This window comes from Candidatus Microthrix subdominans (assembly GCA_016719385.1).
Classification (GTDB): Bacteria; Actinomycetota; Acidimicrobiia; order Acidimicrobiales; family Microtrichaceae; genus Microthrix; species Microthrix subdominans.
Genome location: JADJZA010000006.1, coordinates 205,597 through 231,387, shown reverse-complemented (window position 1 = coordinate 231,387; position 25,791 = coordinate 205,597). Strand labels below are relative to the sequence as shown.

At 62.6% G+C, this 25,791-nt stretch carries 19 protein-coding genes and 1 pseudogene; 3 read left to right on the top strand and 17 right to left on the bottom strand.

Features of this window, described 5'->3' with window-relative positions:
- Positions 1-460 precede the first annotated feature (460 nt).
- Entirely contained in the window at positions 461-2,416 is a 1,956-nt protein-coding gene (locus IPN02_09180; GenBank protein ID MBK9296993.1) for a CRTAC1 family protein, read from the bottom strand.
- Between the two features lie 107 nt (positions 2,417-2,523).
- On the opposite strand from IPN02_09180, the pseudogene IPN02_09175 reads away from it, so the two are divergent.
- Together IPN02_09175 and IPN02_09170 are read left to right on the top strand one after the other, a co-directional pair.
- A pseudogene (locus IPN02_09175) lies at positions 2,524-3,953 on the top strand (transposase).
- A 448-nt stretch (positions 3,954-4,401) separates the two neighbouring features.
- Positions 4,402-5,895 carry an IS1380 family transposase gene (locus IPN02_09170; protein ID MBK9296992.1) on the top strand — a complete coding sequence of 498 codons (1,494 nt, stop codon included), beginning with the start codon at positions 4,402-4,404 and terminating at the stop codon, positions 5,893-5,895.
- A gap of 265 nt (positions 5,896-6,160) precedes the next feature.
- Here IPN02_09170 and IPN02_09165 read toward each other — a convergent pair whose 3' ends face one another.
- From IPN02_09165 to IPN02_09120, 10 genes are all read right to left on the bottom strand, one after another.
- Positions 6,161-6,634 carry a hypothetical protein gene (locus tag IPN02_09165; protein ID MBK9296991.1) on the bottom strand — a complete coding sequence of 158 codons (474 nt, stop codon included), beginning with the start codon at positions 6,632-6,634 and terminating at the stop codon, positions 6,161-6,163.
- Positions 6,635-6,723: 89 nt separating this feature from the next.
- A complete protein-coding gene (locus tag IPN02_09160) occupies positions 6,724-9,609 on the bottom strand; it encodes a prepilin-type N-terminal cleavage/methylation domain-containing protein (protein MBK9296990.1) in 2,886 nt (961 codons plus the stop codon).
- 48 nt (positions 9,610-9,657) lie between these two features.
- Complete coding sequence (locus IPN02_09155; protein ID MBK9296989.1) at positions 9,658-11,406, bottom strand: PKD domain-containing protein; 1,749 nt, start codon at positions 11,404-11,406, stop codon at positions 9,658-9,660.
- 67 nt (positions 11,407-11,473) lie between these two features.
- Entirely contained in the window at positions 11,474-12,559 is a 1,086-nt protein-coding gene (locus IPN02_09150; protein MBK9296988.1) for a type IV pilus twitching motility protein PilT, read from the bottom strand.
- Positions 12,560-12,717: 158 nt separating this feature from the next.
- Positions 12,718-13,104: a type II secretion system protein gene (locus IPN02_09145; GenBank protein ID MBK9296987.1), complete on the bottom strand. Its 387-nt coding sequence runs from the start codon at positions 13,102-13,104 to the stop codon at positions 12,718-12,720.
- Between the two features lie 94 nt (positions 13,105-13,198).
- Positions 13,199-14,416: a type II secretion system F family protein gene (locus tag IPN02_09140; protein MBK9296986.1), complete on the bottom strand. Its 1,218-nt coding sequence runs from the start codon at positions 14,414-14,416 to the stop codon at positions 13,199-13,201.
- Positions 14,413-16,371, bottom strand: coding sequence for a type II/IV secretion system protein (locus IPN02_09135; protein ID MBK9296985.1), 1,959 nt, complete (start codon positions 16,369-16,371; stop codon positions 14,413-14,415). Before IPN02_09135 ends, IPN02_09140 begins: the two co-directional genes overlap by 4 nt.
- A gap of 262 nt (positions 16,372-16,633) precedes the next feature.
- On the bottom strand, positions 16,634-17,266 hold the full coding sequence (locus IPN02_09130; GenBank protein ID MBK9296984.1) for a hypothetical protein: 633 nt from the start codon (positions 17,264-17,266) through the stop codon (positions 16,634-16,636).
- Between the two features lie 449 nt (positions 17,267-17,715).
- On the bottom strand, positions 17,716-17,859 hold the full coding sequence (locus tag IPN02_09125) for a hypothetical protein (GenBank protein ID MBK9296983.1): 144 nt from the start codon (positions 17,857-17,859) through the stop codon (positions 17,716-17,718).
- 632 nt (positions 17,860-18,491) lie between these two features.
- On the bottom strand, positions 18,492-20,012 hold the full coding sequence (locus IPN02_09120; GenBank protein ID MBK9296982.1) for a M1 family metallopeptidase: 1,521 nt from the start codon (positions 20,010-20,012) through the stop codon (positions 18,492-18,494).
- A 57-nt stretch (positions 20,013-20,069) separates the two neighbouring features.
- On the opposite strand from IPN02_09120, the gene murA reads away from it, so the two are divergent.
- Positions 20,070-21,473: a UDP-N-acetylglucosamine 1-carboxyvinyltransferase gene (gene murA / locus IPN02_09115; GenBank protein MBK9296981.1), complete on the top strand. Its 1,404-nt coding sequence runs from the start codon at positions 20,070-20,072 to the stop codon at positions 21,471-21,473.
- A 183-nt stretch (positions 21,474-21,656) separates the two neighbouring features.
- Here the strand turns inward: murA and IPN02_09110 are convergent, their stop codons facing one another.
- The 6 genes from IPN02_09110 to IPN02_09085 all read right to left on the bottom strand — a co-directional run bounded on the left by IPN02_09110 (position 21,657) and on the right by IPN02_09085 (position 25,698).
- Positions 21,657-22,040 carry a type II toxin-antitoxin system VapC family toxin gene (locus IPN02_09110; protein ID MBK9296980.1) on the bottom strand — a complete coding sequence of 128 codons (384 nt, stop codon included), beginning with the start codon at positions 22,038-22,040 and terminating at the stop codon, positions 21,657-21,659.
- Positions 22,041-22,298 (bottom strand): hypothetical protein, encoded by a 258-nt coding sequence (locus tag IPN02_09105; GenBank protein ID MBK9296979.1) that lies wholly within the window; start codon positions 22,296-22,298, stop codon positions 22,041-22,043.
- A 46-nt stretch (positions 22,299-22,344) separates the two neighbouring features.
- Positions 22,345-23,322 (bottom strand): ParA family protein, encoded by a 978-nt coding sequence (locus IPN02_09100; GenBank protein ID MBK9296978.1) that lies wholly within the window; start codon positions 23,320-23,322, stop codon positions 22,345-22,347.
- Between the two features lie 14 nt (positions 23,323-23,336).
- Positions 23,337-24,113: a TetR family transcriptional regulator gene (locus tag IPN02_09095; protein ID MBK9296977.1), complete on the bottom strand. Its 777-nt coding sequence runs from the start codon at positions 24,111-24,113 to the stop codon at positions 23,337-23,339.
- A 160-nt stretch (positions 24,114-24,273) separates the two neighbouring features.
- Positions 24,274-25,245 (bottom strand): prepilin peptidase, encoded by a 972-nt coding sequence (locus tag IPN02_09090; GenBank protein MBK9296976.1) that lies wholly within the window; start codon positions 25,243-25,245, stop codon positions 24,274-24,276.
- Between the two features lie 141 nt (positions 25,246-25,386).
- Complete coding sequence (locus tag IPN02_09085) at positions 25,387-25,698, bottom strand: hypothetical protein (protein ID MBK9296975.1); 312 nt, start codon at positions 25,696-25,698, stop codon at positions 25,387-25,389.
- Positions 25,699-25,791 lie beyond the last annotated feature (93 nt).

Genomic DNA, 25,791 nt, shown 5'->3' with positions numbered 1-25,791 from the left:
CACCAGTTCCGCCTTTGGTCCCGATCAAGCTCCGCCATCAACGGAGCTGATAGCGCAACAGCTTCGCTCGAACAGGTCGCCTGTCGCCAACGCAGAGTGTGATATGGGGAGCGTCAGTCATGCTGGGCTCGGCCTTCTGCCCTCCGTTCCTGCTTCCTTTGACTTTACGCTGAACAACCCACCAGTGCTGGGACGACTAGGACCACCCTAAGAAGCAATGCTCTGACTACCCAATTGTCCACCTGCGGATATCTATTGCTCGGAAAATACTCATTGAACCATACCGATTGCGCCCCTCACCCGTCATCCCTCGGAATGCTATCCCGCAATCGGCTCAGCAGCATACGGCTCGCAAGCATTGTGCCCATACCTGCAAGTGTTGTGCCCGTACCTGATAGCACCTATCATCCAAGGATCCACTGACGTAAGCCAGCATAGCTCCTAATCTTAACCATCAACCCTATTCGTTTCTCGTGATGAAGACCAGGCGGTCAACTGAGCCGACTTTGTATTGTTCATACACCTCACTATCTGGCCACCGAACCTCAAACGAGTCGACGTAGGACGTATCTCCCAACCCAATGTGCAACGCTCCAGGCCCCGAACTCTGGTATCCGCTTCCGGTTCTTACCTCCCCAATCCACTCAGGGGCGCCCTTCTGTGCTACAATACGAACCCGAGCACCAACGGCCTGAGTATTGGATGTCGTCTCATCTCGCAATACGATTTTCAGCCAGTGACCGCCACCTTCCGTCGTATTCAAAAGCAAGCTGGGCGCTCCATCGCTATTGGCCACAAGAAGATCGAGCAATCCATCATCGTTTTGATCAAAAGGGATCAGGGCCTTGGCGTGCTGTGGGCTGATGGCTCCGGACGTCAGACCGCTCTCGACCCATGGACTAGCAGCCGAATTGCGCCAGATATGAGACTGCCCAGCTTCGAAGAAGCGGGACGCCTCGGCGATGCTCGGGTCTCGGTCGATCCCGGATCCAGCGTCCTTGTAGCCACCTACAACTACGAGATCTCGACGACCGTCGTTGTTGAAATCCTCACCGGCCGAGCCCCAAGCCCAACCCGCGTCACGCACCCCAAACTCGTCCGTAACGTCCTCGAACCCGCCCAGACCATCTCCAAACCAAAGCCGGTTGCCGCTGCAACCCACCTCCGGTCTTGCCTTTACACACCCAACTCCATTCACGCCAGGGGCGATGCCGCTCACAAACCAGTCCATGTGACCATCCTGATTAAAATCATCCACCACCGACCCCATGCCGTTCTCATCCGTTCCGAGTCCAGATTTGACCGTAATATCTTCAAACCCATCGCCGGTATTTCGCAAGAGGCGGCTTGTGCAGAAGTCGCCGGTTAAGAACAGGTCTGGCCAGGAATCATCGTCGAAGTCCGCAAATACCGGCGTGAATGCAGACACGCCTCGTAGATCAACGCCCATCTTGTCAGTGACATCACGGAAGGTTCCGGAGCCATTGTTCTCCCAGAATCTGGACGTGGCCCTCTCGTGATAATTCAAAGCTTCACCTGACAAGCTGTCTCCAGGACGCTCTTTCGCGCAAATACTATTCCCTGAGGTGGGACCAGTTTGATCAGCGACAGTCCAAAGGGGTGGCTGCCAATGCGCCGACATCAGATCTAGATCTCCGTCCTTATCCCAATCAGCAAATGCTGAGCCAAGAACCGTGTGTGCCGCGAAAGGCTGGCTCTTGGTCACGGTGAACATGTCGGCGACTCCCCTACGCTCTGCCTCCTCCGTGAAGCCTCCGGCTCCATCATTCACGTAGAGTTGGTTCGCCTGGTCGCCCACTCCACCAACGAATAAATCCAATGCGCCGTCGCCGTCAATATCAGCCCAGACCGATGCCGCCGAGCCGACGCCGTCGGCCGGTGACCCAGTCCTCACAATCAATCCAGAATCTGCAGTGACATCAACGAAGTTTCCTTCTGGGGTAGCACGGAAGAGGCGATCAGAGATGCTGAAGTTTGTTAAAAAGAGGTCGAGTTTCCCATCGCCGTCGTAGTCCCCCACCGATGCACCACCAACAAACGCCCCGATATTACTCGGAGCTTCTTCCGGAAGATCTCGAAGACCAATATCTGATGCCACCTCATCAAACTTGAAGTATCCGCCGCCGATGAGGTCACTGGGTCTTTCACTCGCAACCCCGTTATCTGACGTGGTTGTAGTTTCGCTAGGTGGCTGGTGTCTTTCGCGTCGGGGTTGAGGCTCGCGATTTAGGTTCGGGTCTGGCAAAATGGTGCCCATGTTGGGCGATGTTTGGTGTGGGTTGTGACGGTCGGGGTGACTCCCCGGCAGGCTGACGTTTTCCGGTCGACGACCGGGTTCGTTGGTGACGCTGTTGCCGACGATTCGGTCTGGTCGGTGTTGCATCGGGAGTGTCATGTGTTGTTTCCCGATGAGGCGTTTGCTGATCTGTTCCAGGCCACTGGGCGCCGGTCGGTGCCACCGAGGATTGTTGCGGTGGTGATGGTGTTGCAACGGTTTTGGGGATGTCGGATCGTGAGGCGGTGTCGGCGTTCCAGTTCGATGCCCGCTGGAAATACGCCTGTGGTGGCCTCGATTTTGACTATCCGGGTTTGCTCACACGGTGCTGGTCGACATGCGGTCGCGGCTTGCCCGGTCGGCTGCTCCGGATCGGATTTTTCGAGGTGACGTTGGGAGTCGCTCGTGAGGCGGGGCTGGTCGGTTTGAAACGGGTGATGGACTCAGCGCCGATCTATGACGCGGTGTCCACTCAGGACACCGTGACGATGATCCGTTCCGCGATCCGGGGTCTGCTCAAAGCCGCCAGCTCCGGCCTGGAAGGCGAGTTGCGGGCTGTCCTTGTCCGCGATGATGACTACACGGCCGCGGGGAAACCGGTTTGTGATTGGGACGACCCCACGACCGGACCGTGTTGGTCGACGCGCTCGCGGTCGACGCGCTCGCATGCCTCGATTTGTTGGACGGCCAGGAACTCACCGGGCCTGTTACTCAGGCTGCAGGGTTGTTGGCGACGGTGGTCGGCCAGGACCTCGAGACCGATGATGACGGCAGGTTTGTGATCGCTTGGAGAGTCGCGAAGGACCGGGTGATCTCCACTGTTGACCCCGACGCGAGGCATGGCCACAAGACCGCAGCCCGGAGCTTCGACGGATACAAGGGCCACATCGCCGAAGATCCTGACTCCGAGATCATCACCGCCACGATCGTCACCCCCGGCAACGTCGGTGATGCTGCGGTCGCCAACGACCTCATCGACGACATCCTCCCCACCGACACCGACACCGACACCGGCGACAGCGACGGCGACGGCGACGGCGACGGCGACGGCGACGGCGACGGCGACGGCGACGGCGACGATGAGGCTGAGGTGCCGGTTGTTTATGGGGACTCCGCCTATGGGACCGGCGGGATGCAACAAGCCCTCACCGACGCGGGTGTCGAGTCGAGGTGTCGAACCCAGCAGCCCGTCAACCGGAACGGCCGGTTCTCGAAAGCCAAGTTCAACATCGACCTCGACGCTGACACAGTCACCTGCCCAAACAACGTGACCGTCACGATCCGTCGCAGCAACGACGGCACCAACGGGACCGCCGCGTTCGGTGTCGTGTGTGGCGAGTGTCCGCTTCGTGAGGCGTGCACCACCTCGAAGACGGGGCGGACGATCAGCGTCGGACAATTCGAAGCAGCGTTGGCTGCCGCCCGGCAACGACAGACCGACAGCGGTTGGCAGGCCGACTACCGGGCAACCCGATCCAAAGTCGAACGGAAACTCGCGCACCTGATGTTCCGCAAACACGGAGGCCGGCGGGCCAGAGTCCGAGGCCAAACGAAAGTCGCCGCCGACTTCGCGCTGCTCGCAGCAGCACGGAACATCGCCAGACTCGGCGCGCTCGGAATCAGATCAACACCCACCGGATGGACCGCAGCAACCTAAAAGACCAAGAGAAACCCCCGACGGCGCCCCCACGCCCCCACCACAGCATCACGACCGGCCCGACCCAACTCCCACCCAGCCCAAACACCCGCCAGCCAGCCCAGCCAAGCGCTGTCACAGCCAGCCCCACCATCCGGCCCAGCCCTCAGGCCACCCCGAAAGACACCAGCCACCTAGGGGCCGTCGTGGCCCTTGTAGCATCAGCCCTGTCGGGTGATTCCTCACTCATGTCACGGGTTGCAGCCCAAGCAGCCAGCATCGTTGTCGCCATCAATGCCCCGGCGGCAATTCGGAGTCGAACCCCCGATTTCCTGTCAAGCCAACCAGACGACATTTCGGCTCTAGCCTCGATCCGGCACGCTGAGACCGTGAAGAATTAGGTTCGGACGCGACAAATGCGCTCCGTTCCAGCAAACTTGAGGGTGTTGAGAACCACAAGGAGGCTGGGATGGGACGCATCTGTCAGGTGCAACATAGCGCGTCGGAATCGGTGCGCTATGACGGCGAGGTTGAGACCGACAAGATCGTCGCGTTGGCTGGCCTGGGGCCGGTCGCCGAGTACGCCGACCGCCTCGGTTTGACCGGCGGATTCGCCGGCGCTGTGCCCTATTCGGGCCCGGGGATCCCGGTCGTTGACCGGGGCGGTTTGTTGGTCCACAGCTTGTTGATGTTGAACGCCGGCGGGGATTGCTGCACCGATCTCGGGATGCTGCAGGCCGCAGGAGGCGTGTTGGGTGATGTTGGTTCAGACACGACGTTCCGGCGGATGGTCGCCGACCTCGCGGAGACACCCGGGGCGACCAACGCCGTCGGCGGCGTGATGCGGCAGGCCCGGACCAGGGTGTGGGCTGAGCATGGCTGGTCCGATCCCGGCCGTCGGGTGATCTTGGATATCGACGCCACCCTCACCCCGGTGCACTCAGAAAAAGAAGACGCGAAGGGCAACTACAAACGCGGGTTCGGGTTCCACCCGGTCGCGTGTTTCGCTGACTGCTCCGGCGAGGCCCTCGCCGTTGAGCACCGGCCTGGCAACGCCGGCGCCAACACGATCGTCGATCTGGTTGGGATCATCGACGACGGCTTGGACGCGTTGCCCGAGAGTGTCGCCCGGTCACATCGCCCCGGCGCCGTCCCAACCGAAGCGGCCAACGAGATCCTGGTTCGTTCCGACTCGGCCGGTCACACCCTCGGATTCTTGTGGGACATGTCGGACCGCAACCTGCGGTTTTGTGTGACCGGCAGGTCGAACAACATCTTGAGCTCGGTGATCCTCGGTTTCGGCGACAACACCGGCTGGGAGAACGCTTTGCGGCCCCGGAACGTCGACTGGGACGGCAACGATCCCGATGTTGACGCCCGTGCTGCGCAGGTCGTTGAGGTCACCAACTACCCGTCGATCGCGAAATGGGTGGGCCTCAAAGGACGTCCCAAGGACAGCCTCGATGTTCACTACCCGCCAGGCACCCGGATCGTCATCCGACGCGAACCGTTACACCCCGGTGCCCAACAGCGGATGTTCGACACAAACGGCTGGCGCCACACCATCATCATCTGCGATCTCCCCGACGATTCGGCACTCGAGATCGACCGGCTTCAACGCGAACACGCCCACGTCGAGGAGAACATCAAACGCCTCAAAACCACCGGGCTCGAACGGTTCCCGTTCCCCGACACCGCCCGCAACAAGGTCTGGACCTCAATGGTCGGCTGGGCCCACACCCTCTGCCGCTGGTTCCAACTCGACCTCCTCGCCGGCACCGAGTTCGAACACGCCCACCCCAAAAAGTTGAGACGTTGCCTCTTCGGAACCCCGGCGATCCTCCGGGTCCGCAACCGGCAAACCTGGACCCTCTGGCCCCAACACTGGCCATGGAACCCCCACCTCCGAACAGCCGGACAACGACTCCGCACCATGGCCACCCCCACACCCCTCCGGATCTGACCGCCCGCTACCCCCGGCAAATCAGCGACCCGCCGGGAACACCCGGCCGGGCTGCTTCACCGACCCCACACACCAACCCGAACAGCCCTCACCACACCAAACAGGCAGCCACCAACACCCCAAACCCACCCCGAGCAGCCCAGCACACCCACACCCACCCGCCATCACACCAAAACAGGCTTCAGACCGCCACCAACGAAGAAACGTGCCGGATCGCGGCTAGCTTAGGAAGCCACAAAAAGCTATGAAACGAAGGTACATTAGTCTAGGGACCCGCCGACACGTTGGGACATTCGGCCAAGGGCTCTATATCTTTACCCAATTGCCAGTCACACACCAGCATTTCGAATCCTGGCTCAGGGTTGGCACCAAGCATATCAACGTACCGAACCCGAGACTCCCCAAGCTTGGTCGAACCGACATACGCTTCGAGGTCCAGCACCCGACCCGCATCGTTCATCTTCTGTGTGGAACAGCGAACTTGGATGGCAAAGTCGCCCTGGCTCGGTCGAGATTGTTCTCGATCAAAGTTGGCCGTCGATGCCAGAGGATCACCTTGGCAGCCTCCACCCGCCCTTGCGGCACCTGGACCGAGGCGTATCTCGCTGATGACATCAGACATTGCGCCGTCGACGGCGCGTAGGTTCTCCTGGCCCAAAGCGTTGCCGCTTGCTTGACGAGCGGAGACCAAAGTCGCCTCAGCGATGACAACCATAGGAACGGTGAGGGCGAGGAGCACGAATGCAATAGCAATCGTTGAGAAAGCTCCACTGGACCTCAATGCTGCCCGGCGCCGCAGAGCTGACGCCAGGCTTCGTGATGAACTTCTCATTGGATCAACGTCCGTGCCCCTAAGCCCGGATCTCCTGCCGTACCTGGCGCGCCTGGACTACCACTAGGCGCCCGAACTGGCGCCGGCCCGTTGGGATAGTCGGTGGTTCCGCCAAGGCCTCCCACGCCACCGCTAGATCCTGATCCCCCCATTCCACCTGATCCAGGAGTGTCATAAGTTACAGATGATGGATTCAGGGTTGGCGGGACTGTGTGCTCTCGTACGTAGATCCCAATAGACGGGCCGCCTTCCGCTCCGCCTGCCCCTCCGCCACCGCCGCCACCCGCGCCGCCGCCGCCCCCGCCGCCGCCCTCATGAAGAGTTGAGTCGTTAGCGCCGTTGCCACCAGCTCCAGCGTTGCCGCCGGCTCCACCGGTCTGACCGAATCCTCCCTGCCCACCTCGTCCAGCCTTGAACTCACCTCCCACCACAGTCAGATTGGACTTATAGGAGTAGACAGCAAATGACCCACCACCGGGGTCGCCGACCTCCGTGCCCGCCTTGCCTTCGCCGCCACCCCCACCGCCTGCACCACCGCCACCCGCGTTGGATTGGGTGCAGTTGCCGCCGCCGCCGCCACCACCACCACCGCCGCCGCCTTTGCCTCCTGAACCTCCCGCGCTCCCGACGTGGCCCACCCAGGTGGCGCCGGAGGCTGGCGGGGCAGTATGAAGAACGCCATTGGCGCCTCCGGGACCGGCGGAACCTCCCACCGAGTCACCGGCACCCGCCGCTTCCCCACGGAGGCCGGGGTCCCCACCCCAACACCCGTTGGCGCCCCCTAATCCACCTGAGCCTCCCGAAGGACCACTCCCCTTCACCCCCGGATCGCCAGAAGTACGATCATCGCCCCAGACGTTAGTTCCAGAAAGCCCACCAAGTCCGCCGACCCCGCCGCCACATGTACTGGTACCCGCAGTGCGATCCGACGTTCCACCGCCAGGGCAAGCGACTGCAGGGGCTGGTATCCCGGCAGGTCGGCTGATCGGCAATCCAGACAGTCCAGCGGACGCCTTGTAGTTGCCTCCCTCAATGGCGACCGTGGAACTGTCGACCCTCAAACCATAGGTGGACGAACTCGCTTCGCTAGCCTCAGGAGAGTTGGCGGTCACTTCCTTTAGGTCCACGACCGAATCCTTGATGAGGATTGCTGCAGACTCGTTGCCCTTTCCTCGGCCCCCATTGACATCTTCGCCACCCACTACGTTCTCCAGCGTTACCTTACCTCCGGCGCCCTTGCCGCTGCCATCGATAAAGATCGCTTGCGTGCTTCCACTCGATACGACTGGAGTCCGCACTACGAATCCGCTGACCTTCGCCCTTACAACGCCGGAGAGCACAATCCCCGCTGGGTTACCGGTATTGTCACCGGAGACAGTAGAATTACCGCCCACACCATTAAAGTCCTCTGAGAACCTTCCCTTAACCTCAATATTGCTCTTCATGTTGAAGCGGTCGTACGTTCCTGCTGCGACGTAGACACGCGGCTTACTGAGGTCCTCAGCCCGCTCTATTCCTTTGTTAATGGTTTTGCAGGGTTGGGTGATCGCCACACCACAGCCGCCAGGTTGATCATTAGAGCCTCGAGTTTCGCTCACGTAGATGATATCAGTCTCAACCTTGACGGTAACCTGGGCACTAGCTCGCTTCCCATTTGAATCTACAACCGTGACTTTAACAGTAAAGCTGCCAATATTAGGAAAAGAATGCTTCAATGTTTGAACGCAGGGCGAGGGGCTTGCGGGACAGAAACCTTCCGTATTTGGCTGACCATCACCCCAGTCTATAGTCGTCTGCTGAATAGTTGCCTTCGAAAAGGTTTCTAAGGTCGGGGTGAACTCAACCAGCGTGTTGCGGTTAACGACAACTGGCGGCACAGGCTTTAGTGCCGCCTTGGGAGCCTTAGCATCAATATCCACATTGTGGGTGACTGAGTTGGTCAGACCTGACTCGGAGCTACGAACCTTCAGAGTGGCGGTCATCGGCGAAACGGCCTGATCCAGTATTCGCTCCGGAATGACCTGGCTGGTTGTCTCAGGAATCACGAAACCTTGGGGTGGCGCAGGTGGCGCAGGAACCGCCGGCACGTTCCCATTCACGGGAGCGCCGAACGACCACTGATAAGTCAGGTTACCGCCTCTTGGGTCGCGTGAACCGGTCGCATCGAAGGTGACCGTGTCTTTGTCAGCTACGTTCGCCGGGGCATAGGAGAAGCGTGCAATCGGAGGAGTGTTGGGCGCAGCGTAGGTGTCATTGCGGCGGGTCGCCTGAACCACTACGGCGGCCCTCTTATTGCCCGCTCCAGATGTACTCGCAGACTGTAACCGCAAGGTAACCAGCCTGCACTCGGCACTCTGACCGCCATCACCGTTCGGGCAGGAGCTGGCTGCGCTCAAAAGGCGTTGACCAATAATTGCTCCGGTCGTGTCGTTGGCGACCGCTGGGACAACCTGGAGGAGAGGATCACTCAATGGGGTGCCGGAAACGACACTCTGATTAAGACACTCTCGACGCCATAGATTATCACCCATGGCTGTGCCGGATGACTCAAGACTGTAAATAACGCGATGGTTCTGTGATGTGACCAGTGCCATGACTACGGAGCCGCCCCAACCGGGTCCACCCGGGCAGTCATCAATCGTTTGCGGGTTGCCGCTTGCATCAACCGTCGCGGCCACCGCTTTAGCATTGCTAACATCCCGCACGACCGCAAGGTCGACCGCGGCCAAGTTAGACGTCTCAGTGTTGAGAAGCCTGGCCGTGGCTTGCTCGCCCATAGTCAACGTAACGAAACCCATCGTTGGGAGGAGAACCGTGGCGGTTATTACCATAGCGATCAGGGTCTCCAGCAAAGTGATGCCGTTTTGTCGTGGTCGCGTCACCCGACGAAGAACCGCTGATCTTAAACAGCGCTTCATCACATTTCTCATTTATACACCCCGGTACTGGATCGGTGAGTCTGGCCCTGGATTCACACCAGTCATTCTGGGAGCATTCTTATTGAAGAGACGGGCACGATACGGATAGGTTGAACCGGCGCAAAATGTTTTACCGAGATTCAACAAATTCAGGTTCGGTTCTTCCCACCGATAACGTCCGCTAGACTGTATGATCCCATCACTATCATTTCTGGTGAATCCATCCCAGCACAGGCTAGAAGGTGCGGGTTGAATCTCGATCTCTAGCACCAAGTTCTCCCCTGGTGCAGACTGCACTGGAGTCCAAGCGAAATCTATGTAGCCGGTACGGATCCAAGGGATCTTGGCGCGTGAACCTGTTGCCCTGAAATTGCTGGGCGGGCTCAGCGGCTTGACCATTACAACCTGCGTAACTGAAGACGTTTGACCGCTCGCGTCCTTCACCGTGAGTTCCACCACATAGGGGTTGGCAGTGCTGTAGGCGTGAGTCACAATTCCACCAGTCGCCGTAGTCCCATCACCGAAGTCCCAATAGTATGAAGAAACAGCAACGTCGGGATGTGCCCGGGAGGAGGTCCCGTCAAAGCTGATGGGGGTGTAGGGGTGGAACTCGCCAGGTGCAGGTGACGGCTCCGGAAAGCTCGCAAGAGGAAGAGGAATGTCGATTGGATCGATCGTGATTGGCACGTTTGCGCTTGATGTCAAACCCAATTCGTCTGTTACGGTCATCGTCACGACATAGTTGCCTGCCCAATAGAAGGTATGGGACGGGTTCTGCGAAATCGAGCCGTTGGACGATCCGCTTTGTGGGTCACCAAAGTCCCAGGAGTAGTTCAGCGGAGTTCCATACGGCGACAAAGTGCCCGCCGAAGAAAAGCTGAAGCTGGCTCCGGGGCTGCCAGTGGAGCCACCTCCAGACGCCACGGCCGCTGCTGCAACCGGCGAGAGCCGAGGTTCGGTTCGTTTCGGTACTGTGATGGTGACTGAGTCTTCGCTCGATTGCTCCTTATCATCGGTCACACGCAGCTTGACCGTGACCTCCTTGTCGTTTGGCCCGGCCGTGTACTCGCAGAACATCTGATCGCCGGGAAGCTCTGTTTCATCCGTCACTGCCGTCCCTGGGACCGATACCCCGGCAGGGGGGGCGGTGGCATCGCAGTTCCATTCGAATTTATACAAAGGGTAGAACGAGGTCGACTGTTTTGCTGTGAACGAGAAGACCATGCGGATATCGCCGTCTTTCGTCTGCGGAACAGATGGATCGATACTTGCTATCGGGAGGCGCAGCCGACGAGTTTCGTCGAATTTCGTCACCTTCGCAGTGCGGGACTTGCCGTTGTTCGTGACCTTCAAATTCACCTTTTGCCGACCGTTGTCTCCCGCCGGAGTTCCGCAAGTTTCGCTCTCGACTGACGTGACTTCGATGGTGGGCTTCCCCGAAGCGGTCTGTCGGGAGAGATTTTGATCGTCTAAACGAGCATCGTCTGCGACAAGGATCGCGTCCTGGTAGGTCGCCTCGTTTGCGCACTCTTGGTACGGGGTCTCTCGCAGGGCTTCGCTGGCGCCTACCACAACGGCATCCATCCGTGCAGTTAGATTCGCTTCACGCGATGCACTTTGAAGAGTCCGCAAGCCTGTGGCGCCAGCGCCGATCAACAGCGCCACCATGACCATGCCGATGATCGCCTCGAGCATGCCAAAGCCGCCCTGGCCTCGATGTGCTCTAGCGCTTTTCCGGTCGAGTTGCGTCGAGTTGGTCATGCCCAACACCTTCCCCGAGTCGAATCCGACGTAGTTGAACGTAGGGCTGAAACCACTAAATGTGTCGTCACGTCCGGCCAACCACTTGCTGCTTATAGACAACCTCGTCCGGATACATCGAGATCGCCTGGGCATCATCCAAGGTGATTGCACCTTCGGACACCAGCCCGCTGAGAGAGCTTTCCAAAAGCCGCATGCCATCCCGACTCGACGTGGTCATGACGTTGCGGATCTGACGGACCTGACCCTCGCGGATGAGGTTGGAGATGGCCGGCGAACCGGTCATCACCTCGAAGGCGGCCACGCGGCCACCACCGATCCGAGGAATCAATCGCTGGGCAATTACCGCCACCAGCGACATCGACAGCTGGGTACGGACCTGGGCCTGCTGATCGTGAGGGAAGACGTCGATTAAGCGGTCGACGGTCTGGGCGGCGTCGTTGGTGTGCAGTGTGCCGAACACCAAGTGGCCCGTCTCGGCCAAGGTGAGCGTGAGGGAGATGGTCTCTAGGTCGCGAAGCTCGCCGACCAGGACGACATCGGGATCCTCCCGAAGCGCAGCGCGAAGGCCCTGGGCGAAGTCGGGCACATCAGTGCCCACCTCGCGCTGGTTGACCAGTGCCATCTTGGAGTGCTGCATGTACTCGATCGGATCCTCGATCGTGAGGATGTGGCAGGCCCGGGTGGCGGCGATCTCAGCGATCATCGCCGCTTGCGAGGTGGACTTACCTGAGCCGGTGGGACCGGTGGCCAGCACCAGGCCGTGGGGCTTCTTGACGATCTTCTGCCACACGTCGGGCAGACCCAACTGCTGGGGTGTGGGGATGTCGGTGGGGATCAACCGAAGCGCAACCGCCGGCGAGTTTCGCTGGTAGTAGGCGTTGGCCCTGAAGCGGGCCTGGTCGCCCCAAGGGAACGAGAAGTCGAGTTGACGATCCTCGTTGAACCGGTCGAGGTCGTCCGGGCCGATCAGCCGGTCGACGATCACCTGCGACTCCTCAGGCGTGAGCACTTCCGAGCCGTCGATAGGCAGAAGCGAACCGTCGATGCGGATCATGGGGTGCGAGCCGGCTGCGATGTGCAAGTCGGTGGCGCGTCGTTCCATCAGTTCGTTGAGGTAGGGCTCGATGTGGGAAACGTCTGCGGTGTACACGTGCGACCTCTATAACTTGCCGGCGAGTTAGTTGAGCGAATGGGAATGTAGCGAGACTCGAGGGTGAGCCGGCGTGGGCGGAATCTCCCGCCCACGCCTCCTCACGCAAGTCACCTAGCGACGAATGAGCATCGAATGCTCCCTTGTAGCGCCTAGCATCAGGCGTTCAACGAGGTCGTCTCGATGTCTGCGCAGTCGCCTGCTGGCACGGCGGTGGTGGTAGTACCATCGCGAGAAATCTTCACCGGAACCTTGGTACCAGCGGCGGGCATCGTGAAGTACTTGGTGTTGGAGTTCTCCAAGTAGTCGTCCCATGACTCGTCGTTGCCGGAGACCTTGTTCGACGTTGCCGCAGCGTTCCACGCGGTAATAATCGCCCCACGCTCAGTATCGCAGGCCGCCTTGCCGGCGTTCTTGGTCGAGTTGCCGACTGCGAACACGACAACCCCGGCCAGGATGGCGAGGATGGCGATGACGACGAGGAGTTCGATGAGCGTGAAGCCCGATCCGCTGCGTGCCTGGAGCCGCTTCAATGTGTTGTGCATGGGGTTTCTCCCTGTTTGTGAATTGACACCGGTGTTGGTGCCGCCGTTGTGACCAACGAATTGTGCGCTCGAAAGCGCTGGACCAAGGAACTCATCAGAGCTCCACTTGGCCGTAGATTCCGTACATCGCGCTGACCATGGCCAGCGCCACGAAGCCAACGACGGCGCCGATGAAAATGATCATGATCGGCTCGAACCACTCGGTCATCTTGTCGACCGCGTAGTCCAGCTCGTCGTTGAAGAAGCCGGCCACGTTGTCCAGCTGCGCAGCCAGCTCGCCGGTCTGCTCGCCCACCTTGATCATCTGCAGCATGGTGTTGGGGAAGATGTTGGCCTCGGCCATCGGCTCGGCGAACCCATCGCCCTGCATCACCAGCTGGGTGGCCTCGTCCAAGCGATGCTTGAAGACCAGGTTGTTGGAGCAGTCCGCTGCGCTGGGCAGGGCGTCGGACAAGGGAACGCCCGAGGACAACAACACGCCCAACACCCGGGCGAATCGCTCCGTTGACGAGTAGACGATCACCTTGTTGATCAGCGGCATCTTCAGCAACACACCGTGCCACCAGTAGCGGCCCTTGCGGGTACTGATCGCACCGAAGAACGCCAGGATGGCGACGACGATCAGGCCCAGCGTGATCAGGCCGGCGGTCGACTGCACAAAGTCAGCGATCGCCATGAGCATGCGGGTGGGCAGGGGCAGTTCGGCGCCGAACCCCTCGAAAAACTCGGCGAACCGAGGAATGACGAACACAACGATGATGGCGACGACTGCGATCGAGACGACCATCAGGATCATCGGGTAGATCAGCGCCTTGCGTACCTGCTTGCGCAACGACACATCGCGCTTGATGTAGCGGTGCAGCTCGTCGAAGGCCCGATCCATGCGACCGGTGAGGTCGGCCGAGCGGATGATGGCCACGAAGTAGGGCGGAAACACGTCGGCGTGACGGGCGGCGGCGTCGCCGACGGTGGAGCCGGTGCCGATCTGATCGATCATCTCGTCGAGCACGATCTTCAGCTGCTTGTTGTCGCAGTCGTCGCGCAGGCTGCCCATCGCCTCCGTCACCGGGACGCCTGCGCGCATGAAGCTGGCCATCTGCCGACAAAAGTGCATGATCTCGATGAGGGGAACACCCTTTTTGGTGATCTCCATGTTGAGGCCCTTGCGTTCCGTCAGCTTGGAAACGCGGGTGCCGTTGAGAGCCAGCTCGTTACGGGCAGCCAGCGACGAGGGCGCCTTGATTTCGCCCTTGACCGTTTCGCCCTCGACGGTTTCGCCCTCGTAGCGGAACCTGACCATCGTGTCGGTCATCTCGCTGCCCCTACCTTGTCCTGCTCATCCGCATCGGCGGGGTTGGTCTCGCCAGCATGGGCGGTACCGTTTGTCGTGGCCTCAGTCGACTTGTGCTTGTTCGATGACACCGTCTCGTCGAACACCATCTCGTCGAGCGGCGCATAGACGGTGCGCTGCACCTCTTCAAACGTGGTGACGCCGGCGTTGACCAGCGCGAAGCCCTCGGACTGCATGGTCCGCATGCCGTCGCGGGCCGCCGCCTCGTGCAGCGCATGGTGCGACCCCCGCTCGGAGATCAAGGTGCGGATCTCGTCGTTTACCCGCAGCAACTCGTACACGCCGATGCGGCCCAGGTAGCCGGTGTGGTTGCACTGTGTGCAACCGACGCCCTGCATCCACTGGTCGGCCTTGGTGCCCAGCACCCGCTCGACCATCGCTGCCTGAGCGGGGTCGGGGATCACCGGCTCCTTGCAGGCGTCGCAGACACGACGCAGCAGGCGCTGGCCCATGATGCCGTTGACGGCGGAGGCCACCAGGAATGGTTCCATGCCCATGTCGATGAAGCGGTGCAAGGCCGACACCGCATCGACCGCGTGCAGCGACGACAACACCAGGTGACCGGTGAGCGCCGACTGCATGGCGATACGGGCGGTCTCGGCATCGCGGATCTCGCCGACGAGGATGACGTCGGGATCCTGACGCAGCGTGCCCCGCAGACCATCGGCAAAGGTGAACCCGCCGGCCTCGTGCACCTGCATCTGGTTGATGCCGGCAAACTCGTACTCGACCGGATCCTCAATCGTGACGACGTTGCGGGTGTCGTCCTGGATCTCGGTGAGGGTGGCGTACAGGCTGGTCGTCTTGCCCGAGCCGGTGGGGCCCGTGCACAGGAACATGCCGACCGGCACGTTGACCACGCTGAGGTAACGCTTCACCAGGTCGGGGGGCATACCCAAGCTGTCCAGACCAATCAGGCTTCGGGTTTTGTCCAGCAGCCGCAGCACCACCTTCTCGCCGTGGATCGTGTTGACGACCGAGGTGCGGATATCGATCGGGCGGCCGTCGACCTCGGTTGAGAACTGCCCATCCTGCGGGCGGCGACGCTCGACGATGTTGAGGTCGGCCAGCACCTTGATACGCGAGGCGATCGGCGAGCTCATCTTGGACGGCAGCTGGATGGCCTCGGTGAGCGCACCGTCGACGCGGTAGCGCACCCGCACGGCGTGCTCAAGCGACTCGATGTGAATGTCGGAGGCCCGCTTGCGGACGCCCTGGACGATGATCTGATTGACCACCTTCACGATCGGCGAGCTCTCGTCGACCGCCGCTCGGGTGGAGGCGGCCTCGAAGTCGGCCGAGTCGTCCATGAGCCCAAATGCGGCGATCGCCGCATCGGCGTGATCGAGGGCGTTGTAGGTGCGGTCGAGCGAGCGCTCAATCGATGGGCGGGCGGCCACCATCAAGCCGATGGCGCCGCAGCTCTCGGTCAGGTCGGCGAGGGCGACGGCATCGACCGGGTTGGCCGTGGCCACATACACACGGCCCTGCTCCACCTTGAAGGGGAGAACGCCATGGCGACGGGCCAGTTCCTCGGGCACCCGGGCGATCGCCTCAGGCTCGGCCGCCTTGGCGTCGACCTGCGCCACCGGCAGGTCGAAGCGGGTAGCGAGTGCAGCGACCCACGGGCCCTCGGCGATCACGCCGGCGCCAACCAACGCCTCGCCGATGTCCTTGCCCGCAGCGTGGGCGTCGGCGGCAATCGTGGTGGCGGTCTCGATGTCGTCGACCCCGGCGTCCGCCAGCGTCTCGGAGAGGGACGGCCGGTGAAGATCGATCCAGGCGTGGACGCCTTCGGCGTTCATCTCGCTCGGATGGGTCGAGGCCCCTACTTCTGAGGCCGAAGCGGTCGGCTGGTCGCCGCCGCCCTCGGTCGTCGAGTCCTCGGTCTGGGCGCGCCGCTGCTGGTTCGACACGTCAACCTCATCGACCTCGGTGCGCTTAGACCTGCGTAGCACTTAGCCGCGATCCGGCACGTTTCTTCGTTGGTGGCGGTCTGAAGCCTGTTTCGTGTGATGGCGGGTGGGTGGGTGTGCTGGGCTGCTCGGGGGTGGGTTTGGGGTGTTGGTGGCTGCCTGTTTGGTGTGGTGAGGGCTGTTCGGGTTGGTGTGTGGGGTCGGTGAAGCAGCCCGGCCGGGTGTTCCCGGCGGGTCGCTGATTTGCCGGGGTAGCGGGCGGTCAGATCCGGAGGGGTGTGGGGGTGGCCATGGTGCGGAGTCGTTGTCCGGCTGTTCGGAGGTGGGGGTTCCATGGCCAGTGTTGGGGCCAGAGGGTCCAGGTTTGCCGGTTGCGGACCCGGAGGATCGCCGGGGTTCCGAAGAGGCAACGTCTCAACTTTGGGGTGGGCGTGTTCGAACTCGGTGCCGGCGAGGAGGTCGAGTTGGAACCAGCGGCAGAGGGTGTGGGCCCAGCGACCATTGAGGTCCAGACCTTGTTGCGGGCGGTGTCGGGGAACGGGAACCGTTCGAGCCCGGTGGTTTTGAGGCGTTTGATGTTCTCCTCGACGTGGGCGTGTTCGCGTTGAAGCCGGTCGATCTCGAGTGCCGAATCGTCGGGGAGATCGCAGATGATGATGGTGTGGCGCCAGCCGTTTGTGTCGAACATCCGCTGTTGGGCACCGGGGTGTAACGGTTCGCGTCGGATGACGATCCGGGTGCCTGGCGGGTAGTGAACATCGAGGCTGTCCTTGGGTCGCTTCTTGAGGCCCACCCATTTGGCGATCGACGGGTAGTTGGTGACCTCAACGACCTGTGCAGCACGGGCGTCAACATCGGGATCGTTGCCGTCCCAGTCGACGTTCCGGGGCCGCAAAGCGTTCTCCAGCCGGTGTTGTCGCCGACACCGAGGATCACCGAGCTCAAGATGTTGTTCGACCTGCCGGTCACACAAAACCGCAGGTTGCGGTCCGACATGTCCCACAAGAATCCGAGGGTGTGACCGGCCGAGTCGGAACGAACCAGGATCTCGTTGGCCGCTTCGGTTGGGACGGCGCCGGGGCGATGTGACCGGGCGACACTCTCCGGGCAACGCGCCAAGCCGTCGTCGATGATCCCAACCAGATCGACGATCGTGTTGGCGCCGGCGTTGCCAGGCCGGTGCTCAACGGCGAGGCCTCGCCGGAGCAGTCAGCGAAACACGCGACCGGGTGGAACCCGAACCCGCGGTTGTAGTTGCCCTTCGCGTCTTCTTTCTGAGTGCACCGGGGTGAGGGTGGCGTCGATATCCAAGATCACCCGACGGCCGGGATCGACCAGCCATGCTCAGCCCACCCTGGTCCGGGCCTGCCGCATCACGCCGCCGACGGCGTTGGTCGCCCCGGGTGTCTCCGCGAGGTCGGCGACCATCCGCCGGAACGTCGTGTCTGAACCAACATCACCCAACACGCCTCCTGCGGCCTGCAGCATCCCGAGATCGGTGCAGCAATCCCCGCCGGCGTTCAACATCAACAAGCTGTGGACCAACAAACCGCCCCGGTCAACGACCGGGATCCCCGGGCCCGAATAGGGCACAGCGCCGGCGAATCCGCCGGTCAGACCGAGGGGGTCGGCGTCTCGGCGACCGGCCCCAGGCCAGCCAACGGGATCTTGTCGGTCTCAACCTCGCCGTCATAGCGCACCGATTCCGGCGCGCTATGTTGCACCTGACAGATGCGTCCCATCCCAGCCTCCCTTGTGGTTCTCAACACCCTCAAGTTTGCTGGAACGGAGCGCATTTGTCGCGTCCGAACCTAATTCTTCACGGTCTCAGCGTGCCGGATCGAGGTTAGTTGTCCCCTGGTCCCCGTGTGGGCGTTCGTATGTGCACTGCGACGGCCGACCAAACGAAGTCGACGCCTTCGATTTCCAACCGTGATGTTTGGCTCATGACCGCTCCGGGAATCCTGCTGATACTCAGGAGTGGAGCGAGAGCCTCCTGTCACTGACGAGAAGCATTGTAGATCCACGAGCCTCACCTTGTAAGGGGAGGACTCGACGCGTTCACCTGTGAAATCTCACGCGGTTTCTCAGAAACCCTCGCTGAACGGATATTACACCCTTCAGGGCGGCTCGGGGTCGGTCAGCCACGCCTCGACCAGCCGGCGAGTGTCGGCTCCGTCGGAACGCTCGACCAGGTTGAGGAAGTCGTCGGTGGTGGCCTTGGCCAGGGCGTTGTCGGTGGCCCACGTCGTCATGATTGCGAAGAACGCCTTGTCGCCCACCTCGTCGCGCAGCGCCTTCAACGTGAGGCCGCCCCGCTGGTACACCGCCGGGCCGAACAACCCAGCAACGCCCGGGTCGAGCGGCGGGTCGAGCGAGGACCCCGACGACAGCGGTGGCCCGCCCGTGCCGCCGTCGCTCTCCGCCCACAGCCACTCCCCCATCGTGGCGAACCCCTCGTTCAGCCAGATGTCTTCCCAGGCCTCGAGGCTCACCGAATCGCCGTACCACTGGTGCGCCAGCTCGTGGGCCTGGATGACGGGTTCGTTCCACGCGTCGGACCCGAACAGCGACCGGGTTTGGGTCTCCAGCGCAAACCCAAGCGGCTGGTCGACGACCAGGATCCCGTAGATCTCAAACGGGTAGGGGCCGAAACGGCCCGCAAACAGCGTCATCATGCCCGGCAGTTGCCCGAGCAGCGCCTCGACCTTCGCCTTGCCGCCGGCCTCCACCACCTCATCGGCCACCGCGCTCAGCAGTGGGATGCCACCGAGGGCGGTGCCCTCAAAGAACGTGTACTGCCCGACCGCCACCGTGGCCAGGTAGGTGGCCATCGGATCGCGCGGCGACCACGTCCACGTGGTGCGACCCCCCTCGGTCGTCATTCCGGTGCGGGTGCCGTTGGCCACCGCCTCCACCCCCTCCGGGGTGGTGATCTCGAACTTGAAGGTGGCCTTGTCGCTCGGGTGGTCGTTGGCCGGGAACCAGTTGCTGGCCCCGTCGGGCTCGGACGCGACGTAACTACCCACGTTGGGCTCACCGATCCAGCCCACCTCGCCGAGCATCCCCGAGCCGCGTGGCTCCGGGGTGCCCTCGTAGTCGACGATCACCACCACCGGCTCGTCTGCGGGCAACGGCGCCTCGGGGGTGAGCACCAGGTCCAAACCGGCACGGCGATGCTCCACCTCGTCCCCATCGATCGTCGCCTTGGTCACCGTCAGGCCATCCAAGTCCAAGCGCAGCTCGTCGAGATCCTCGGTGGTGCGCAGGGCAATGGTGGCAACCGCCTCGAAGCTCACCAGGTCGTCCTTCATATCGAGGGCCAGGTCGTAGGAGGCCACGTCGTAGCCGGGGTTGCCGCTGTCGGGGAAATAGTCGTCGCCGATGCCGAGGGCCCCGTCGTCGGCGGTTCCGTCGTCGTTGGCTCCGGGGCCCTCGGAGGTGGTGGTCGCGCCGTTTGAGCGATCCGGCGACGAGTCTGCCCGTGTGGTCGACGCCTCAGTCGCCACACGGTCGGCCGCCTCGGAGGCCGACGACAACCCCGCCCCACAGCCGGCCAGCACCGTCACGCAGAGCGCGCCAATCACTCGCTGGCGCAGGCCGGCGGCGCCGCGGCGCCGGGTCTCAGCTCGGGGTGGCATGGGGCCCATTCTGTCCGCTGCCCAATGACGATTCCGGGCAGGAGTAGCCTTAACGCCATGGCGATCACCGACACAGACCTCACCCCGGTGCCCCAGCCAACCCAATCTGAGCCTTCCACCCCCATGGCGTCCACCTTCGGCGCCGGTCATGCCGAACGCTGGCGGATCACCGGTGGATCACCCGTATCAGGCGAAGTTCGGTCGGCCGGGGCAAAAAATGCCGTCACCAAGGAACTGGTGGCCACGCTGCTCACCGACGAACCGTGCACGTTTACCAACGTGCCCCGCATCGGCGAGATCGACGCGACGCTGCCCATGCTGGCGCAGCTGGGCACCAAGTACGAGTGGGTCGACGACCACACGCTCACCCTGCACACACCCGAGATCACCGGCCAGATCTCCGAGGAGTACTCGGGTATCAACCGCATCCCCATCCTGTTCATGGGGCCGCTGCTCAACCGCATCGGTGAGGCCGAGGTGCCGCTGGTGGGCGGCTGCACGATCGGCCCCCGACCCGTCGACTACCACGTCGAGGGGCTGCGGGCGATGGGCGCCGAGATCGACATCTCACCGCACCGCTTCCGCGCCACCACCGACCGTCTGGTCGGCATCACCCACCGGCTGCCCTACCCGTCGGTGGGAGCCACCGAAAACCTGATCCTCGCTGCGGTGACCGCACGGGGCACCACGGTGATCGAGAACGCCGCCATGGAGCCCGAGGTGGTCGACCTGGTGCTGTTCCTCCAGAAGATGGGGGCCAACATCGCCGTCGATATCGACCGGCGCATCATGATCCAGGGGGTGGACCGCCTGGGCGGCGCCACCCACCGTGTGATCGAGGACCGCATCGAGATCGCCTCCTATGCTGTGGCCGCCGTCGCCACCGGCGGCGAGGTTGAAGTGCTTGGTGCCCGCCAGGAACACCTGCTGACGTTCCTCAACGCGCTGCGCCTCGTCGGGGGCAACTTCGAGGTGCACGACCAGGGCATCCGCTTCTGGGCCGAGGGCCCACTGACCTCCCACCACATCGAAACCGACGTTCACCCGGGGTTCATGACCGACTGGCAACAGCCCTTCGTCGTGCTGCTCACCCAGGCCGACGGCCCCTCGGTGGTGCACGAGACCGTGTACGAGAACCGGTTCGGCTACACCAAGACCCTGTCCCGCATGGGCGCCAACATCAGCCTCACCAGCCAGTGCCTGGGCAGCCGCACCTGCCGCTTCGCCAACCGCGACTTCAGCCACTCGGCCGTGATCTCGGGGCCCACCCCGCTGCAGCCGAGCGACCTGGTGATCCCCGACCTGCGGGCCGGGTTCGCCTACGTGCTCGCAGCCCTGATCGCCGAGGGCACCTCGACACTGCACGACATCGGCTACCTCAAGCGCGGCTACGAAGACATCCCCGGCAAGCTGGGCGCCCTGGGCATCACGGTTGAGGAACTGAACGCAGCCGACGCCTGAGGTTCAGGTCTTCCTCCGCCGACACACCCGTGCCGCAACTCGGGAGCCCAAACGACCGCCAGACCGCGCTCTGCACTCCCCACTACACGCCCGAGCCGCAACTGGGGAGCCCAGACAACCGTCAGACCGCGCCCTGCACTCCCCGGTTGCTGCCTTCGGCGGATCGGCACCGATCCAGAACCCTCAGGCCCGAGCGTCCTGTAGGTCAACCTCGTAGACCTCGAACGCTCGGTCTGCGGTAACCAGCGTCAACCCGTCGCAGAGACATTGGGCGATCAGCATCCGGTCAAACGGATCGCGATGGTGCAGGGGCAGCGCCGGCGCCGCTTCGGCGTGGACCGACGAGATGCTGAGCATCGAAAAGCCGTTCGCCTCCACCTCGTCGACGAGCCCGTCGGGAAAGGACAGCTTGCCAAGCGCCTTCTCAACCCCGAGCTCCCAGGGCGTGACCACCGAAACCAGCACCTCGGGCGAGACGGCGATCAACTGGCGCGTCCCCTCCCCCAGCATCGGGTGGTCATCCAGCCACCACCGGACGACATGGCTGTCGAGGAGGAGCCCCGCCACCTACGCCACCCCGGCGGCCTCAGCCGACTCGTCGAACGCGGCGAGCGCCTCGGGATCGGAGGCGATGGCGTCCTCCTTGGACTCGTGCACTTCAAACCGCCCTGCCCACGAGCCAGGCGTCCGGTTGGGCCGGCGTCGCTGGTCGAGGTAGGTGCGAATCGCCTCGGCGTAGAGCGCGCTGCGGGACGCACCGGACTCCTGACGCAACCGTTCTGCCTCCTGAAAGATCTCATCGGGGATGGAGACGGCGGTCTTCATGAGCGAAAGTATAACCGGTACTACTACTCTTTGGGTGCCGGATGCACTACGACGCGACCGGCAGAGGAATATTCGCGGCTGACATCACGCTGTTGGCTAGTTGCTCAAACTCCCGGTAGCAGGTCTGAACCAGCCGGCTGGTTGAACCGAGCGCTCCGTCCGCCGCCCGCAGGTCGAACATGGGTTTCCGAGCGTCCTGAGCCAGAGGTACCAGACTGCGATAGTTCCGGACCGTAGCAAGTTGATAGGCATCCCCAGACGAGGTCACCGTCGGATCAGATTCGCCGAGCACCGACCTGTGGAACTCGGTTGGGATTCGACGAAGCCAGCGGTCATAGGCCTTGACCGGCCGATCCAACCGCACCGCGTGTTGCAACACGACGTAGCCGAGCGGCTTCATCAATCCACTTGGTGCATCGATATATTCGGGCACCTTTGGCAGCCCCAACTCCTGCCAAAAGTGGCGCCAGTCTCGCAAAGCCGGACCGAGATTGCGCAGGCCTTGAAGCGAGAACAGGTCTGCGGCAAGTGGAATAGCCACATCGTCCGACGCCAAGAGCGCCGAACGGTTGAGCGCACCCAGGTTGGGACCAACATCGAGCAACACAACGTCGGCACCAACCCGAGATGCGGCTTGACCGACGACTCGGTGGAAAGCCGTCGTCACCCGGATAGCACTCTCGTCGCCCATCAAGCTCCTGGGCCATGCATCGGACAGGCGGTCCTCGAAGCTGCTCAAACCGAGATCCCCGGGAAGAAGCCACAACCGTTCCGCTGCTTCGTGCGGCATGGGGACGTCTATATCGCCAAGCCCTCGGATAAGGGGCGAGATGGCAGACAGCACCGTGCCGTTGCTCATCGGCTCCCAGAGCGACTCGAGTTTCTGTTCATCAAAGAACGCCGAAGTGAGATTGGCCTGCGGATCGAGGTCGACGGCTAGGACCCGCCAGCCGAGGCGCGACACCATGTGGGCCAAGTGGTAGGTGAGGGTCGTCTTGCCAACACCGCCCTTGTTGTTGAACAGAGCGATCGCTGTGCTCACGACCCCCTCCTGACGGTGACGGACCAGTAGTTGTCCTCTACCTGGTACTCCGCTGGTGGGTTACCGTTGGCTTCGAGTAGGCCTTTCACCAGCGTGATGCCTCGGCCGAACCGGTTGACATAGCCAAGGTTCTTCATGGCGGCCGCCAACGACGGGTTTCGGTAGTCGTTTCGCTCGGCGAACGTCTCTTTGGTGACGACACCGTAGGGCCCTCCGGGGCTTGACACCTCGATGCGATCCTCAAACCACGCCAGCCGAATGGGCGCGTTGAAGTGCTCGTAGTCCCGGTGAGTCAACGCGTTGAGCACCAACTCCCTCAGCGCAGCGGTGGGATAGTCGGGCCGATTCTCTTGGCGCAGGCCCCCGACATCGATGACCGACGTCCGGATGTTTGAACTCAACAGCCGACCCAGCACATCAAGTTGGCCGATCAGGTTTCCCCGAAGCTCCTCCTGGTCCATGACATGAGACGCTTCGTCCGAGCCTTGGTAGCGAACGAACTGCACGTAGGCGCCGGGAACAAAGCCTGTGGGATCGAATCCAACCACGAGCAAGCCAAGGACGCGGACCTCAGCTGACTCCGGGTCCAACATGCCCAGTGATGACAGCTGCTGGTCGAGGACCCGGTCGTTCTCGGCCAACACGTCCGGATCGATGGCGGACGGCAGGTAGGTGGAACGAAACAGCTCGACATCGAGATCATCGATACTCGTACCTCCAACCGGGTGCTGATCGAACAGCACATCCCCGGCGCGACTGCGCTCGGTCAGCACGATCTCTTCTTCGCGGCTTGCCCGCCTTGTACTTGGACCCACCCGGACGTAGACGACCCCATCTAGACGAACTGGTCGCATGCGAGCGGGTTCGACGGTGTGTCGCGCTTCCACTCAACGTTGTCCTGTTCGGGCCTATCGATGAGAGTAGCGAAACCGCTCATAGTCCCAGGCTATAGATCAGCTGCGGCGAGGCGGCGGCGACGATCAGGGCCGCCGCCAGCAGCGCCGGGCCGAAAGGCACGGCCAAAGTGCTGATGCCCGTGGCCTCCGGCTCGTCGCCGGCGACGGCGGCTGCTCCCTCCATCGCCTGGGCGGAAGCCTCGGTTGGGAGGTCGTCATCCGGGGACCGCTGTTCGGGTGACGATGCGGTGACGGGCATGACCGGAGCAGTGCGACGGTTGCCCTGCGCCCACAAGACACCACCGAGTATCAGGCCCACGAAGGCGGCCACACCCATGGTGAGCACCACCGAAAACACAACCAGGATCATGCCGCCGGTACCGACCAGCGCACCGATGTGCAGCCCGATCAGCACGGCCAGGCGCACATCGCCGAAGCCCAGGCCGCCCGGCTTGGCAAACCAGATGACGAACAGCGCCCCGCTGAGCACCGCCGCCCCCAACAGCGCGCCCACCACCACGGCGGTCTCGCCTAGGCCGACCGCCGAAGCGGCGATCAGCACGACCGAGATACCGGCCGCCGGCCACACCAACTTGGTCGGCACCATCAGGGTGCGCAGGTCGATCACCCCCACGATCACGGCGACGGGCACGAACCACAGCATCGGCACCAGCGTCCATCCCCAGCCCAGCGCCCACGCCAGCGCCAGCCACAGCAGCGGCACGCTGGCCTCGACCATCGGGTGAAACGCCCCGATCGACGCGCCGCAGTTCTTGCATCGGCCCCGAAGGAACAGCCAGGCGAACACCGGCACGTTGAGGTGAGCAGGCACGTCGGTGCCGCAGGCCGAGCACCGGCTGCGACCCCCGGCCACCTCGGCCCAAGGCCGCATGGTGAACCGCTCGCCAAACTCGTTGGGCTCATCGAGGGGTACGGGCAGGCGATCGATCACCACGCAGCTAAACGACCCGATGGCCAGGCCAAACAGCGTTGCCATCACGATCAACATGACGGTCTCCATCACACCTCGCCTGGTCCTCGCGTGTCTGGTGCGAACGGGTTCAACGCAGATCGCGGAGCAGGCTGCGTTCGAAACCGCTCGGACCTTAGCTAAAGGCTGGCGGACCAGCGCCGAACTCCTCCCACCACCTCAGAAGAGACTACCGGCGTTTTGTTGTTCCCCATCGCAACGGCAGCAGCGGGCCTCATCCCACACCCTCTCCTTGAGCCACGACAGCATTGCCAACGATGGCCCAAAAGTCGGCTGCACGTGTCGACCCAGAACCAGCGGACCGACGACGGTCGCGCCTCCGTCTCTTAGCGCGGCGACGGCACTGAACATCGACCCTCCCCGCGTAAAAGTGTCGTCGACCAAAAGCACCCGCTCACCAGCGACTGAGCGTGTGAGGCGGAAACGATCCGGTCGGAGGTCCGTGTGCCCGCTGGAGCCGTCAGTCGCCATAGTTTGGAGGGCAACTGCTGTGACAAAACCGACAGATGCCGGGTTGACCAGCTGCTGGAACGGGAACCAAGCCTGGGCGGAGGGGCCGGAGAA